Source organism: Nocardia sp. NPDC051833 (genome assembly GCF_040681225.1).
Taxonomy (GTDB): Bacteria; Actinomycetota; Actinomycetes; order Mycobacteriales; family Mycobacteriaceae; genus Nocardia.
In genome coordinates, this window is the sequence record NZ_JBFAYK010000002.1 from 303,993 (window position 1) to 318,303 (window position 14,311).

16 protein-coding genes are annotated in these 14,311 nt (G+C 69.9%); 6 read left to right on the forward strand and 10 right to left on the reverse strand.

Features of this window, described 5'->3' with window-relative positions; all coding sequences use genetic code 11:
* Window positions 1-44 precede the first annotated feature (44 nt).
* Entirely contained in the window at window positions 45-635 is a 591-nt protein-coding gene (locus AB0L91_RS19375) for a WHG domain-containing protein (protein ID WP_365011755.1), read from the forward strand.
* A 6-nt stretch (window positions 636-641) separates the two neighbouring features.
* On the opposite strand, the gene AB0L91_RS19380 is transcribed toward AB0L91_RS19375, so the two are convergent.
* From AB0L91_RS19380 to AB0L91_RS19415, 8 genes are all read right to left on the reverse strand, one after another.
* Window positions 642-1,424 carry a carbonic anhydrase family protein gene (locus tag AB0L91_RS19380; protein WP_365011756.1) on the reverse strand — a complete coding sequence of 261 codons (783 nt, stop codon included), beginning with the start codon at window positions 1,422-1,424 and terminating at the stop codon, window positions 642-644.
* A gap of 301 nt (window positions 1,425-1,725) precedes the next feature.
* Window positions 1,726-4,110, reverse strand: a complete 2,385-nt coding sequence (locus AB0L91_RS19385) for an excinuclease ABC subunit UvrA (RefSeq protein ID WP_365011758.1) — start codon at window positions 4,108-4,110, stop codon at window positions 1,726-1,728.
* 57 nt (window positions 4,111-4,167) lie between these two features.
* A complete protein-coding gene (locus AB0L91_RS19390) occupies window positions 4,168-4,578 on the reverse strand; it encodes a VOC family protein (protein WP_355272109.1) in 411 nt (136 codons plus the stop codon).
* Between the two features lie 10 nt (window positions 4,579-4,588).
* Window positions 4,589-5,029 (reverse strand): AraC family transcriptional regulator, encoded by a 441-nt coding sequence (locus AB0L91_RS19395; RefSeq protein ID WP_218720192.1) that lies wholly within the window; start codon window positions 5,027-5,029, stop codon window positions 4,589-4,591.
* 48 nt (window positions 5,030-5,077) lie between these two features.
* A complete protein-coding gene (locus AB0L91_RS19400) occupies window positions 5,078-5,506 on the reverse strand; it encodes a MerR family transcriptional regulator (RefSeq protein WP_355272111.1) in 429 nt (142 codons plus the stop codon).
* 9 nt (window positions 5,507-5,515) lie between these two features.
* A complete protein-coding gene (locus tag AB0L91_RS19405; RefSeq protein ID WP_365011760.1) occupies window positions 5,516-6,061 on the reverse strand; it encodes a class I SAM-dependent methyltransferase in 546 nt (181 codons plus the stop codon).
* A 17-nt stretch (window positions 6,062-6,078) separates the two neighbouring features.
* Window positions 6,079-6,636, reverse strand: coding sequence for a cysteine hydrolase family protein (locus tag AB0L91_RS19410; protein WP_365011761.1), 558 nt, complete (start codon window positions 6,634-6,636; stop codon window positions 6,079-6,081).
* A 28-nt stretch (window positions 6,637-6,664) separates the two neighbouring features.
* Complete coding sequence (locus AB0L91_RS19415; RefSeq protein WP_365011763.1) at window positions 6,665-7,450, reverse strand: N-acetylmuramoyl-L-alanine amidase-like domain-containing protein; 786 nt, start codon at window positions 7,448-7,450, stop codon at window positions 6,665-6,667.
* A 256-nt stretch (window positions 7,451-7,706) separates the two neighbouring features.
* On the opposite strand from AB0L91_RS19415, the gene AB0L91_RS19420 reads away from it, so the two are divergent.
* Window positions 7,707-8,756: a glucose 1-dehydrogenase gene (locus AB0L91_RS19420; protein WP_365011765.1), complete on the forward strand. Its 1,050-nt coding sequence runs from the start codon at window positions 7,707-7,709 to the stop codon at window positions 8,754-8,756.
* Window positions 8,757-8,760: 4 nt separating this feature from the next.
* Here the strand turns inward: AB0L91_RS19420 and AB0L91_RS19425 are convergent, their stop codons facing one another.
* Window positions 8,761-9,471, reverse strand: a complete 711-nt coding sequence (locus AB0L91_RS19425; RefSeq protein ID WP_365011766.1) for a DsbA family oxidoreductase — start codon at window positions 9,469-9,471, stop codon at window positions 8,761-8,763.
* 197 nt (window positions 9,472-9,668) lie between these two features.
* Here AB0L91_RS19425 and AB0L91_RS19430 point away from each other — a divergent pair, with 197 nt between their 5' ends.
* Complete coding sequence (locus AB0L91_RS19430; RefSeq protein ID WP_365011768.1) at window positions 9,669-10,373, forward strand: histidine phosphatase family protein; 705 nt, start codon at window positions 9,669-9,671, stop codon at window positions 10,371-10,373.
* A gap of 35 nt (window positions 10,374-10,408) precedes the next feature.
* Window positions 10,409-12,274, forward strand: coding sequence for a Na+/H+ antiporter (locus AB0L91_RS19435; RefSeq protein ID WP_365011770.1), 1,866 nt, complete (start codon window positions 10,409-10,411; stop codon window positions 12,272-12,274).
* On the opposite strand, the gene AB0L91_RS19440 is transcribed toward AB0L91_RS19435, so the two are convergent.
* Window positions 12,250-12,816 carry a TetR/AcrR family transcriptional regulator gene (locus tag AB0L91_RS19440; RefSeq protein WP_365011772.1) on the reverse strand — a complete coding sequence of 189 codons (567 nt, stop codon included), beginning with the start codon at window positions 12,814-12,816 and terminating at the stop codon, window positions 12,250-12,252. The two genes, AB0L91_RS19435 and AB0L91_RS19440, sit on opposite strands and share 25 nt — an antisense overlap.
* A gap of 214 nt (window positions 12,817-13,030) precedes the next feature.
* Between AB0L91_RS19440 and AB0L91_RS19445 the strand changes: the two genes are divergently transcribed.
* Entirely contained in the window at window positions 13,031-13,639 is a 609-nt protein-coding gene (locus tag AB0L91_RS19445; RefSeq protein ID WP_365011773.1) for a TetR family transcriptional regulator, read from the forward strand.
* A 13-nt stretch (window positions 13,640-13,652) separates the two neighbouring features.
* A complete protein-coding gene (locus AB0L91_RS19450; protein WP_365011775.1) occupies window positions 13,653-14,309 on the forward strand; it encodes an enoyl-CoA hydratase-related protein in 657 nt (218 codons plus the stop codon).
* Window positions 14,310-14,311: the final 2 nt, after the last annotated feature.

The window sequence follows — 14,311 nt, forward strand, 5'->3', positions numbered from 1 at the left end:
GTCAATGCAAACATTCGCAGGATGTCGGATATCCTGCCAAGACCATGTCCTTGCATTCGCGCTACCACCACGGAGACCTCCGCGCCGCGCTGCTGCAGCACGCCGAGGCGGCGCTGCGCACGGTCGGGGCGGACGGCCTGTCGCTGCGTCAGCTGGCCCGCGATACCGGGGTCAGTCACGCGGCCCCGAGCCGGCATTTCCGGGACAAGCAGGCGCTGCTCGACGCGCTGGCCGTGACCGGGCTCGAACGTCTCGGCGCCTGCTTCGAACAGGCCGTGACCACCGGACCGATCACGACGCGACTGCAGACCTTCGCGAGGGCCTACCTGCGGTTCGCCCTCGACAATCCAGAGCTGCTCCCGCTGATGTTCGCGCGCAGGCACAGCTCCACCGACACCGGCATCCAGGCGGCCGCGGACCGCGCGTTCGCGATCCCGATCGCGTTGATCGCCGAGGGCCAGGCCGCGGGCGAGATCGTGCGCGGTGACCCCAAGCGGCTCGGCGTCACCGCGCTGGCGGCCGTGCAGGGCCTGGCGACTTTCGTCGGGTCGGGGTACACCGCCGACTACGACGCCGAACAGCTCCTCGACGATCTGGTCCGGCACATGACGCTGGGGCTGCTCCCCCGCTCGTGATCTCCCCTAGTCGGTCCCGGCGAGGATGACCGGGCGGCCGTTTCGGGGTTGTGTCGGCCGGTTGCTGTGCGGGAACAGGGCGCGATACCGGTCGACGTCGGCGATCGCGACGGGACTCGGGGTGCGCAGCACGATCCAGGCCACGCCTTCGGTGCACGGCGGTGTGGTCAGCGACCCCTCGTAGCGGAACTGGGCGAGATCGTCGGGCAGGAACGTGCGGGGGTCGATATTGCTCAGTGTGCGGGTGGCGCCGACGCGATCCGGGGACGCGGTGAGGACCCTGCTCACCGGCGCCGGTGCGTGCTGGGCGTGCAGCAGCACGGCGAGGACGGCCAGCCGTCCGGCCGCGTCGGTATGCACGAGGTGCAGTTCCATGGCGGTTTCGGCGCCGACGACGGTGTGTTCGCTGGGCAGGTGGAAGTGGTACTGGGTCAAGGAGAACGGGGTGCCGTCGACGATGATCCGGTTGCCCGAGCCGGCGGGCACGCTGGTCTGGATGGTGTGGCCGGTATTGGTGAGGGTGGCCGTCGGGGTCGGTCCGTAGACGATCTCGATGTGGTCGGCGGGGTGGGCCTCGGCGGCGTCGGGTAGGTCGATCGGTGACTGGGCGTGACCGTTGCGGCAGGTGGCGTAGTGCTTGTCGAGGTCGGCCCAGTGATCGGGTCCCTCGGCGTCGTAGTCCCAGTGGGGTGCGGTGGCGGTGGTGTCGGCGGCGCCGCACCCGGCGACCGCGAGCAATGCCAGGGCGGCGAACGCCTTTCGACGGGTCAGGACGACTCGATGTGTCACCGGCGCGACTCCTTGCCACGATTCGGCCACCGGTCCGGCGCTGTCGGTCGACGCGCATCCGGAGGGGTGGAGCGATCAGAGCGCACGGCGAAATCAGCGAGTCACCACCGTTCTTCGGAATGTCCGATTGGTGCCGAATATCCCTCTGGTGCAGGTGATTTCGCGTGCGACGGATACTCAGGCTAGGCCGGTGAGTGCGACGCGGACCAGAGGGAACGGCGGCGAGATACGTCACAGCGGACGTGAGAGGAGTGGGATTCCTCCCCCGGGAACCGTTGTCCCAGGGGAGGACAGCGGCGGCTCAGGCGCCGACGTAGTCCGCGAGGTGCTCGCCGGTGAGGGTGGAGCGGGCGGCGACGAGGTCGGCGGGAGTGCCTTCGAAGACGATCTGGCCGCCGTCGTGACCGGCGCCGGGGCCGAGGTCGATGATCCAGTCGGAGTGGGCCATCACGGCCTGGTGGTGTTCGACGACGATGACCGACTTGCCCGCGTCGACGAGCCGGTCCAGCAGGCCGAGCAGCTGTTCGACGTCGGCCAGGTGCAGGCCGGTGGTCGGTTCGTCGAGGATGTACACCCCGCCCTTGTCGGACATGTGGGTGGCGAGCTTCAGGCGCTGGCGTTCACCGCCGGACAGCGTGGTGAGCGGCTGGCCGATGGTGAGGTAGCCGAGGCCGACCTCGGTGAGGTGGGTGAGGATCTTGTGGGCGGCGGGCGTCTTGGCCTCCCCCTCGCCGAAGAACTCACGGGCCTCGTCGACGGGCATCGACAACACCTCGCTGATGTTCTTGCCCGCGAAGGTGTAGTCGAGCACCTCGGCCATGAACCGCTTGCCCTCGCACACCTCGCACACCGTGGACACACCGGCCATCATGGCCAGGTCGGTGTAGACGACACCGGCGCCGTTGCAGTTCGGGCACGCCCCTTCGGAATTGGCGCTGAACAGCGCCGGTTTGGCGCCGGTGGCCTTGGCGAAGGCCTTGCGGATGTGGTCGAGCAGGCCGGTGTAGGTGGCCGGGTTGCTGCGCCGGGAGCCCTTGATGGGCGCCTGGTCGATGGAGATGACACCCTCGTCGATCGGGATCGAGCCGTGCACGAGCGAGCTCTTGCCCGACCCGGCGACGCCGGTGATCGCCACGAGCACGCCGAGCGGGATGTCGACGTCGACCTCGCGCAGGTTGTTGGCCGTGGCGCCGCGGATCTGCAACGCGCTCCCCGACTTCCGCACTGTGTCCTTGACGGCGGCCCGGTCGTCGAAGTGGCGGCCGGTGACGGTCTTGCTGGCGCGCAGGCCGTCGACGCTGCCTTCGAAGCAGATGGTGCCGCCCTTGGAGCCCGCGGCGGGACCGAGGTCGACGATGTGGTCGGCGATGGCGATGGTCTCGGGCTTGTGCTCGACGACCAGGACGGTGTTGCCCTTGTCGCGCAGGCGCAGCAGCAGATCGTTCATGCGCTGGATGTCGTGCGGGTGCAGGCCCGCGGTGGGCTCGTCGAAGACGTAGGTGACGTCGGTGAGCGAGGAGCCGAGGTGGCGGATCATCTTGACGCGCTGCGCTTCACCGCCGGACAGGGTGCCCGAGGGACGCGACAGCGACAGGTAGCCGAGGCCGATCTCGACGAACGAGTCCAGGGTCTGGCGCAGCGATTCCAGCAGCGGGGCGACCGAGGGGTCCTCGATGCCCTTGACCCATTCGGCGAGATCGGTGATCTGCATGGCGCAGGCGTCGGCGATGCTGATGCCGTCGATCTTGGAGGAACGGGCTTCGGCGCTGAGGCGGGTGCCGTCGCAGTCGGGGCAGGTGCCGAAGGTGACGGCGCGTTCGACGAAGGCGCGCACGTGCGGCTGCAGCGCGTCGACGTCCTTGGACAGCATGGATTTGCGGATCTTGGGGATCAGGCCCTCGTAGGTGAGGTTGATGCCGTCGACCTTGATCTTGGTCGGTTCCTTGTAGAGCAGATCGGCGAGCTGCTTCTTGGTGTACTTCTTGATCGGCTTGGCCGGGTCGAAGAAGCCGCTGCCCTTGTAGATGCGGCCCATCCAGCCGTCCATGCTGTAGCCGGGGATGGTGAACGGGCCTTCGTCGAGGGACTTGTTCTCGTCGTAGAGCTGGGTGAGGTCGATGTCGTTGACGGTGCCCTTGCCCTCACAGGTGGGACACATGCCGCCGGTGATGCTGAAGCTGCGGCGTTCCTTGACGGTGACGCCGTGCTTCTCGACGGCGACCGCGCCGGAGCCGCTGATCGAGGCGACGTTGAAGGAGAAGGCCTGCGAGGAGCCGATGTGCGGGTCGCCGAGGCGGCTGAACAGGATGCGCAGCATGGCGTTGGCGTCGGTGACGGTGCCGACGGTGGAGCGCGGGTCGGCGCCGAGGCGGGACTGGTCGACGAGGATGGCGGTGGTGAGGCCTTCGAGGACGTCGACGTCGGGGCGCGACTGGCTGGGCATGAAGCCCTGGACGAAGGCGCTGTAGGTCTCGTTGATGAGGCGCTGGGATTCGGCGGCGATGGTGCCGAAGACGAGCGAGCTCTTGCCGGAGCCGGAGACGCCGGTGAAGACCGTCAGTCTGCGTTTGGGGATCTCGACGCTGATGTCGCGCAGGTTGTTCACCCGGGCGCCGTGCACCCGGATCAGGTCGTGGGCGTCGGCCGGCTCGACGGTCGCGGTGCTGGACTTCTTGGCCGTGCTCATGGATCTCCCTCAGGTCGGTCGGCGTCGCCGGTTTCTCGAATCTACCGGCGGTGGTGCTTACTTGGTCTGCTGGATGCGAACCATGTTGCCCGCGGGGTCACGGAAGGCGCAGTCGCGGATTCCGTAGGGCTGATCGGTGGGTTCCTGTACCACTTCGACATCACCCGCCTGGAGCTTCTCGAACAGGCCGTCGAGGTCGTCGGTGGCGAGGTTGATGCCGGCGTAGGTGCCCTTGGCCATCATCTCGGTGATGACGCGGCGCTCGTCGTCGGTGATGCCGGGGTCGGCGGCGGGCGGGTGCAGCACGATCGCGGTGCTGGGCTGGTCGGGCGGGCCGACGGTGATCCAGCGCATGCCGTTGTAGCCGACGTCGTTGCGAACCTCGAAACCGAGCGCGTCACGGTAGAAGGCGAGGGCGGCGTCGGGGTCGTCCTGGGGCAGGTAGCTCTGGTGAATGGTGATGTTCATGGCGACCACGCTAATTGTCGCGGGAGACCGGCGCTTCTCGATTCCTGATCGGTCTGGTCACCTTCTTGACCACGCACGACGGCATGCCCTGGGTCGCCAGCGCCTCCTGCCGGTAGACGCTGGGCGGGACGCCGACGAGTTCGGTGAAGCGGGTGCTGAAGGTGCCCAGTGAGGACGATCCGACGGCGAAGCACACCTCGGTGACGCTGAGGTCGCCGCGGCGCAGCAGCGCCATGGCGCGTTCGATGCGGCGGGTCATCAGGTACGAGTAGGGCGATTCACCGTAGGCGAGGCGGAATTGCCTGCTCAGGTGCCCGGCGGACATGTGCACGCCGCGCGCGAGGGCCTCGACGTCGAGCGGTTGGGCGTATTCGCGGTCGATCCGGTCGCGGACGCGGCGCAGCAGGGCGAGGTCCCGCAGGTGCTGGGGCCGCTCCGGTGTGCTGGTCACCTGCGCGATCGTCTCATGTCGGGGCGGGGTTTCCCAGCAGGGGATGTGTCATCGGCCGGTCTCTCGCCGGGCACGTGCGGTAGCCGGGCGGACGGCGGCGACCTGGTCGAGGAAGTGCGGGCAGGTGCGGAAGTCCTCGGCGTCGCAGTCCAGGACGTGGGTGACGGCGTCGAGGGCGGCGCGGGTGCGGGCGAGCTGGTCGGCGAGGCGGGCCCGGTGCGCGTGCAGGACCTGCGTGCGGGTGGCGCGGTCGGGTGCCCGGGTGAACAGCAGGGCCAGGTCGTCCAGGGACAGTCCGGCTTTCTTGCCGAGGACGATCATGGCGATGGTGTCGAGGTCGGTGTCGCGGTAGCGGCGCCGGCCCGCCGAGTCGCGGTCCGGGGTGAGCAGCCCGCGGTCCTCCCAGTGCCGCAGGACGTGGGTGGCGAGTCCGAAGTGTGCCGCCGCCGCGCCGATCGTGGTGTGCTCACCCGTCATTCGTCGAGCCTAGGCGGTGGCGCGGTAGCGGGTGACGACGGCGACGGGATGCCAGGGCAGCCGGACGGCGGCGGTGTCGACGGTGCCGAATCGGGCGCGCAGGGTGTCCTTGACGGCCCTGGCGCGGGTGAACCGGAAGTCGTAGACGGTGAGGGTGCCGCCGGGGCGGAGGATGCGGTGCAGTTCGTCGACGGCGCGGTCGAGGTCGGGCCATTCGTGCATGCTCAGGCTGGAGACGGCGAGGTCGATGCTCGCGTCGGGGTGCGGGAGGTCGGTGACGTCGGCGACGGTGAGGTCGACGGGGTGGCCGTGCAGGTTGTGGCGGGCGATCTCGATCATGTGCGGGGACAGGTCGACACCGTGCAGGCGTAGATCGGGGCGGCGGGTCGCCACGTGGGACAGCAGTTTTCCCGGTCCGGTGCCGATGTCGGCGACGGTGGCGCCGGGCGCGGTCGCGGTGTCGATGTCGGCGGCGATGCGGCGGTAGAGGCCGCCGAGCAGCCGGGTGGCGCGGCGGTCGTAGCCGAGGCTGTGGGCGTGGTCGAAGGTGGTCATGGGACCACCGTGCCGGTTCAGGTCGACCTGAAGTCAAGCTCCGCGGTCGGGCGGACGGCGGCGGTGCGGCCGGGCGCCCGCTGATACTGCCAGTACAGGTTGGTGTGGGCGATGACCTCGGCGGGTTGCGGTGCGCCCCACGGGGTTTTGTCGAAGGTGGTGTGGGCGTCGGCGACGAGGGTGACGTCGTAGCCGCGGACGAACGCGCCGTGGATGGTGGAGCGGATGCACGCGTCGGACTCGGCGCCGGCGACGACGAGGTGCCCGGCGCCCGCGTCGGCGAGCAGGTCGTCGAGCGGGGTGTCCTCGAAGGAGTCGCCGTAGCGTTTGTGGACGAGGGGTTCGTCGTCGGTGCGGGTGAGTTCGGGAACGTACTGCCAGGCCTCGGTGCCGGTGACGAGGTCGTCGCCGGAGTGCTGGACCCAGATCACCGGTACCGACGCGGCTCTGGCCCGGTCGACGAGTGCGGCGATGTTGGCGACCACTTCGTCGCGCCGGATCGCTTCGCCGACGACCCCGTTCTGGACGTCGACGACGAGCAGTGCGGTGTGGGGGCGATCGGGCAGGGTGGTCACGGCGAATCCCTCGATGGTGGTGCGGTGGTCAGAGCGGGCGCAGCACGACGATGCCCGGCGTGGTGCGGACATAGTCGGCCAGCGGGGTGTCGAGGACCTGGTAGGCGGCCAGCGAGGACGCGTTGCGGAACATCGGGCCGTCGGCGGTCTGGACGATCAAACCGACGTGGGTGACGTCGAGGCCCGCGTCGGGGGTGTAGGCGCCGACGAAATCCCCGGTGCGCAGCCCGGCCACGACTCCCCCGTCGACGGCTGCCGCGGGAATGTGGGTGATCGCCCGGTCGACGACGGGCAGACTCGGCAGATAGGTGCCGCCGTCGGCTTTGGCGTTGAGGTGTTTGGTGACGGTGACCGCGGCGGGGCTCAGGCTCGCGGCGATATCGGTGGCGGCGACGCGCCCGGTGGCCGCCCAGTCGGTGAAGAAGTGTTTGCGCTGGGTGAATTCGACGCGGCTGTCGACGTAGCGGGTGGCGACGAGGTTGCTGACGAACTGGTCGCGGTCGGCCGAGCGGGACGCTGCCTCGAGGTAGTCGAGGAAGGTGAAGCAGTCGACGCGGCGCAGGTCCACGACGAGCTGTTCGGGCTCGGTGGCCGAGCCGACGAGCATGTTCGCGCCGTACGGCGTGCCGAGCAGGCGCGTGGACAGCCGTGCGAGCAGGTCCGCCCGGCTGATCGGGCCCGCGCCGGCGCGCACGGCGAGCAGTTCGTCGATCTTGCGGCTGGTGGTGTCATCGATGGCCGGGGTGGCGAGCGCCGGCGCGGCGGCACCGATGAGGGCGGCGAGCACGAGCAGGATCCGGACGATGATGCGCAAGACGCCTCCCAGCAGCCAACGGGTCGATCGGTGCGAGCGGTCTCCACCGTAGCCGACCCGGCAACCGGTGTTTCCGGCGTTGGGGACGATGACCGCGCGGGGTGATTGCAAGCAATTCGCGATCATCGCGGTGCTGCGGGATCCCGGCGGGTTCCCGTACCGTTGGCGCAGGTGGTGCGTGTGCTCGCGGGTTCGCGAGTGAGTTGCTCGTGCAGGTTGTCGACAGCGTCGCCCGGGGTGGCGGAAGGGAAACGACATGCGTGCTTTGACCGTTGTGCCCGAACAGGCCGGTTCGCTGAGTGTGCTGGACGTGCCGGATCCGGTAGCCGGGCCGAACGAGCTCCTCGTCGACGGGGTGTCGCTGGGCATCTGCGGCACCGACCGCGAAATCGCCTCGGGTATCTACGGATGGGCGCCGCCGGGGCGGGAGCGGCTGATCCTCGGGCACGAGTCGCTGGGTCGGGTGCGTACCGCGCCGGCCGGAAGTGATTTCGCGCCGGGCGATCTCGTCGTGGGGATCGTGCGCAGGCCGGACCCGCAACCGTGCGGGGCGTGTGCGCGTGGGGAATTCGACATGTGCCGCAACGGGCAGTACGTGGAGCGCGGGATCAAGGAGATCGACGGGTTCGGGTCCACCGCGTGGGTGGTCGACGCCGACTACACGGTGCGGCTCGATCCGTCCCTGGCCGAGGTCGGGGTGCTGATGGAGCCGACGACGGTGGTCGCCAAGGCGTGGGATCAGATCGAGCGGATCAACCAGCGGGCCTGGTTCGAACCGAAGACGGTGCTGGTCACCGGCGCGGGTCCGATCGGGCTGCTGGCGGCGATGCTCGGCGCGCAGCGTGGGCTCGACGTGCATGTGCTCGACCGGTCGACGGCGGGGCCGAAGCCGGGGCTGGTGGCCGATCTCGGTGGCACCTTCCACACCGGGTCCGCCGCGGCGGTGGCCGAGAAGATCAGCCCGGATGTGGTGATCGAGGCGACGGGTGCGGCGGCGGTGACGCTGCAGCTGATGCAGTTCGACACTCCGGGCTCGATCGTGTGCCTGACCGGGGTGACGGCGGCGGGCAAGGATTCCCCGGTCGATGTCGGTGCGCTGAACCGCAATATCGTGCTCGACAACGCGGTCGTGTTCGGTTCGGTCAACGCCAACCGGCACCACTACCAGCTGGCCGCCGAGTCGCTGGCGAAGGCCGATCCGGCGTGGCTGGCCCGGTTGATCACCCGGCGACTGCCGTTGGAGCGCGCGCTCGAGGCGTTCGAGCCGGGTGATCACACCGATATCAAGGTCGTCATCGACCTGTAGCGGGTCAGATCTTGCAGCCGTCCGGGCCGCACGTGTCGGCGTCGGCGTCGGCGATCACCAGCGGCGCGAGGCGGTCGTTCCAGGCGGTGGTCAGGGCCTGGGTGAAGACCTCGGTGGGCTGGGCACCGGAGACGGCGTACTTGTTGTCGAAGACGAAAAACGGCACGCCGGTGGCGCCGAGCTGGGCGGCTTCGCGTTCGTCTTGGCGGACGGCGTCGGCGTAGGCGTGCGGGTCGGCGAGGACGTCGCGCACGGCGGTCTCGTCGAGCCCGGCGCGAACCGCAAGGGCGACAAGGCGTTCGGTGTCGGCGAAGACCGGTTCGGCTTCGGCGAAGTTGCCCGCGTAGAGGGCGTCTAGCAGGGCGTCCTGCTTGCCCAGGTCGAGGGCGAAGTGCAGCAGGCGGTGCATGTCGAAGCTGTTGCCGTAGTCGCGGCCGGAGGTCTGGTAGGGCAGGCCGAGCTGGGCGGCCTGGGCGCCGATGCCGCGCTCGTTGGCGGCGGCCTGCTCGACGCTGATGCCGTATTTGGCGGCGATGCGCGGGATCACGGGGCCGGACTCGTCGGTGGGCAGGCCGGGATCGAGTTCGAAGGAGCGGTGCACGACCTCGACGTCGTCGCGATGGTCGAACTCGGCCAGTGCGGCTTCGAAGCGCGCCTTCCCGAGGTAGCAGAACGGGCAGTTGATGTCGGTCCAGATCTCTACTCTGGTGGTCAAGCGGGCCTCCTCCGGCACACGAAAATCCGGCGGCGATCCGCCGGAAATATCTGGACAGGCGTTCAATTCTCGGGGTACAACGCCGGCAACGAAGCCGCTATTCCCTGGCGCGTCCGGGCACGACGGGACGAGCACGAAGGACATCGATGGGGTTCGAGCAGCGGAGGGGGTGGGTGCAGGTGCCCGAAGGATTGACGGTGCCACGCGCGCTGGACGGGTTGTGGGCCGTGCGGCACGCCCAGAGCACGGCCAACGCCTGGTACGCGGACCCGGCGACCGAACTGCGGCCGATGCGCGGCACCGACGCCGAGGTCGAACTGACCGAGCTCGGGCGCTGGCAGGCGCAGAGCCTGGGTGAGTGGCTTGCCGGTCTCGCCGGCGTCCAGCGGCCGGGGCTGGTGGTCTGCTCCCCCTACCTGCGCACCCGGCTCACCTGGGCGGTGATGGCGGAGGCCGCCGTCACCCGGAACCGGCACCTGCGCCCGATCCGCACCCTGGTCGACGAGCGACTGCGTGACCGCGAGATGGGGGTGTTCGAACTGCATCCGTACAAGGCGATCCGGCGCCGCTCCCCCGAGGAGGCGGCCCGGCGCGAACGGGTCGGCAACTGGGTCTACCGGCCGCCCGGCGGCGAGTCGCTGGCCGATGTCGCCCTGCGGGTGCGCAGCTTCCTCGACGAACTCGACGTCGTCGCGGCGGGCGAGCAGGTGCTGGTGGTCACCCACGACGCGGTGGTGATGTCGATGCGCTACATCCTGGAGGGCATGGGCGCCGCCGTGCCCGACTCGCTCGAACCGGTCCCGAACGCGTCGGTGTCGCAGTGGCGGCGCGAGGGCAGCAGGCTGGGCCTGCGGGTGTGGGGCGAGATCGGCCACCTCGGGAGTGCCGAGCAGGTCGGCTGAGCGCGGGGCGTCTCCGGAGTGACCGCGATGGAAGAATGCTGGTCGTGCATGTGGCGATCGGTCTGGTGATTCTCGTCGGCTCGGCGACCGCGCTGGCGGCGCTGGCGCGACGGTTCGGGGTGTCCGAACCCCTCGTCCTGACGGTCGCCGGCGTCGCCGCGTCCTATGTGCCGATGGTGCCGCAGGTGCATCTCGAGCCCGAGGTGGTGCTGCTGGGGCTGCTGCCGCCGCTGCTCTACACCGCGGCCCTGCGGACCTCGCTGGTCGATTTCAAGGACAATCTGCGCACGATCGCGTCGCTGTCGGTCGGGCTGGTGCTGTTCAGTACCTTCGCGGTGGCGCTGGTGGCCTGGTGGTTGCTGCCGATCCCGTTCGCGGCCGCGGTCGCGCTGGGCGCGGTGGTCGCGCCGCCGGACGCGGTGGCCGCGACGGCGATCGCCCGCCGCACCGGCATGCCACGCAGCATCGTGACCGTCCTCGAGGACGAATCGCTGTTCAACGACGCGACGGCGCTGGTGTCGCTGCGCGGCGCGATCGCCGCCATGGCGGGCGCGGTGACGGTGTGGCAGATCGGCGGGGACTTCCTGCTCGCCGCGGTCGGCGGGGCGGTCGTGGGCGGGGCCGTCGCGGCGGCACTGGTGGTGCTGCGCAAGCGGATCAAGGACCCGGTGCTCGACACGACGGTGTCGCTGCTCGCGCCGTTCGTGGCGTACCTGCCCGCCGAGCACGTCCACGCCTCCGGGGTGATCGCGGTGGTGACCTGCGGGATGATCCTCGGGCACGGCGCGCAACGCTGGCAGGGCGCGGCCTCCCGGGTCGCCGAGTCGACGAACTGGCGGACCATCCAGTTCATCCTGGAGAGCACGGTCTTCCTGATCATCGGCCTGCAGGTGCGCTGGATCGTCGAGGCCGCCTGGCACAGCGGGCTGGACCGGGGCACCCTGCTGGTCGCCGCGGTGGCGGTGCTGGCCGCGGTGATGCTGGCCCGGCCGATCTGGGTGTTCACGCCGGTGCTGGTGGCCCGGCTGTTCGGGCGCGAGACCGAGCCGTTGAGCCATGCCGCGGTGGTGTCGTGGGCGGGAATGCGCGGCGTGGTGACCCTGGCCGCGGTGCTGTTGCTCCCCGAGTCGACCCCGCAGCTGCCGGTGCTGGAACTGCTGGCGCTGGTGGTCGTCGGCGGCACCCTGCTGGTGCAGGGCACCTCGCTGCCGTGGCTGGTGCGGCTGCTGCGGCTGCGCGGGCCGAGCCGGGCCGAGGACGCGCTCGCGAAAGCCGATCTGCTGCAACAGGCGTCGAGCGCGGGGCTGGCCGAGCTGGACAAGCGGATCGGCCCGGACACGCCGGAACTGGTCATCGAGTCGCTGCGGCAACGGTTGATCTGGCGCACCAACGCGGCCTGGGAACGCCTGGGCCGTCCCGAGGCCGAACTGGTGACCCCCACGGCCGAGTACCGGCGTCTGCGGCTGGCGATGCTGGCCGCCGAACGCGATGCCGTGCTCGCGGTCCGGGACGCGGGCGCGGTGGATTACGAAGTGCTGCAGCACGTTCTCGCGCGCCTGGACCTCGAGGAATCGATGATCGACCGCTTCGACGAAGCCGACGACGAACCCGGCACCGAACCGCTCTCGGGCGCCGCGCCCGCCGACGGCTGCACCCACCTAGAACACGCGCCGCTGCTGCGGGAGCCGGACGGTGCGCTGGTGTGCCGGGAGTGCGTGGCGGAGGGGCTGGCCTGGGTGCATCTGCGGATGTGCACCGACTGCGGCAACATCGCCTGCTGTGAGTCGTCGCTGGGCAATCACGCGAGCGCGCACTACCGGTCCTCGGCGCATCCGGTGATGCGCAGCGTGGAGCCCGGTGAGGTGTGGCGCTGGTGCTACGTGGACGAGTTGCTGGGCTGAGGCCGGTGCGAATAGATCAGCCGCGCGTATTCGGCGAGCAGCTGGTCGAGTTCGGTGGGTTCGCCGGTGGCGGCGAGCTGCTGGTAGCCGATCAGCATCGCCATTCCGAACTCGGTGACGACGGAGGCGGTGGCCGGGTCGCCGACGACGCTGTCGATCACGCGATGCACGGTGCGGCGGCGGGATTCGTCGACACGCTTGACCGCCACGTGAACCGACTCGTCGTTGGCCGCCCAGGCGCGCAGCGCGGCTTCGGCGCCGTGTTCGAGTCCGCCCGCGAGTTCCGACATGGCGCGCACGTCGGCGTCCGGATCGCCGTGGCCGACATCGAGCGCGCGTAGCTCGAGCATCTGCCGGTTCTCCCAGTGCTCGAGCAGGGTATCGACGAACCCCTGCCACGAGCCGAAGTGGTGGTAGAACGAGCCGCTGGTGACCCCGAGGCGACGGCACAGCACACCGATGTTGAGGCCTTTGAAGCCGAACTCGGCGAGCACCGCCACGGCGGTGTCGTAGTACTGCTCCTTGGTGACCACTCGGGACATCGCGATGCCGATCTGTGCGTGCGGACAGGACCGAAGAATGCGAACAGTACCCGATCGTAACGAGGGCTCGCGCGAGCATAACGAAGTCTATGCTGTGGCGGAATAGCGCAACGTGAGATCGAAATACCAAGTGCTGGAACAAAATCCGCGCGCTACCAGGTGACAAGTGCACCCGGATGGAATAACAGAGCAGACGCTCTGTAAACTTTTGTTCATGCCGAGACCGCGAACTCACGACCCGGAGACCGTGCTGGACGCCGCCGAGCACCTCGCCGCGCGCTCCGGTTCCGCGGCGGTGACCGTGCGCGCGGTCGCCGCCGCGACCGGGGTGTCCAACGGCGCGCTGTACCACACCTTCGGCTCCCGCCAGGAAGTGCTGGCGCGCACCTGGTTACGCGCCGCCCGCCGGTTCCTTGCCCTGCAGGCCGCCGACATCGATCGCGCCGTCGCCGCCACCGACCCGGACGCGCGGATCGCCGCGGTGGTCGACGCCGCCGAGACGCCGGCGCGCCTGGCCGACGTCCACCCCGACTCGGCTCGCCTGCTGCTGCTCGTCGACCGCACCGAACTCCTCCACGGCGATCTGCCCGCCGACCTCGCCCGCCAGATCGCCGACACCGAGAAGGCGCTGCTGACCGCGCTGTCGCGTGTCGCGCGGGCGCTGTGGGGCCGGGCCGACCGGCGCGGCGTCGCCACTGTCACCACCTGTCTGGTCGACCTGCCGACCGCGCTGCTGTTGCGGCGCGACCGGCTCACCGATCCCCTGGCCCGCAGGCATCTGCGCGCCGCTGTCCGTGCCGTGCTCGAACTCGGCCCCCGCTGAAAGGAACCCCTCCATGCCCACCCTGCGCCACCACGACGCGATCGCGATCCTCGACCTCGGCGACGGGGAGAACCGCTTCTCCCCCGACTTCATCACCGAGGTGCACGCCCATCTCGACACCGCCGTCGCCGAGGGCGCGGCCGCGCTGGTGACCACCGCGACCGGCAAGATCTACTCCAACGGTCTGGACCTGGACTGGTTGTCCGCCAACGGCGATCGCGCCGCCGAGTACGTCGAAGCCGTGCACACCCTGTTCGGCCGCATGCTCACGCTGCCGATGCCGACCGCCGCGGCCATCGGCGGGCACGCCTTCGGCGCGGGCGCCATGCTCGCCGTCGCCCACGACTACCGGGTCATGCGGGCCGATCGCGGCTTCTTCTGCTTCCCCGAGGCCGACATCCGGATCCCGTTCACCAACGGCATGGCCGCGCTGATCCAGGCCAAGGTGCCGCCGCGGACCGCGGTCGCCGCGATGACCACCGGCCGCCGCTTCGGTGGCACCGACGCGCTGGCCTACGACCTGGTCGACGCCGCCGTCGGTGAGGACGCGGTGCTCGACACCGCGCTGGCGACCGTCGCCCCGTACGGTGGCAAGGACCAGCCCACGCTGACCGCGATCAAGTCGGTGATGTTCGCCGGCGTGCTGGACGCGTTGCGCGGCAAGGACTGACG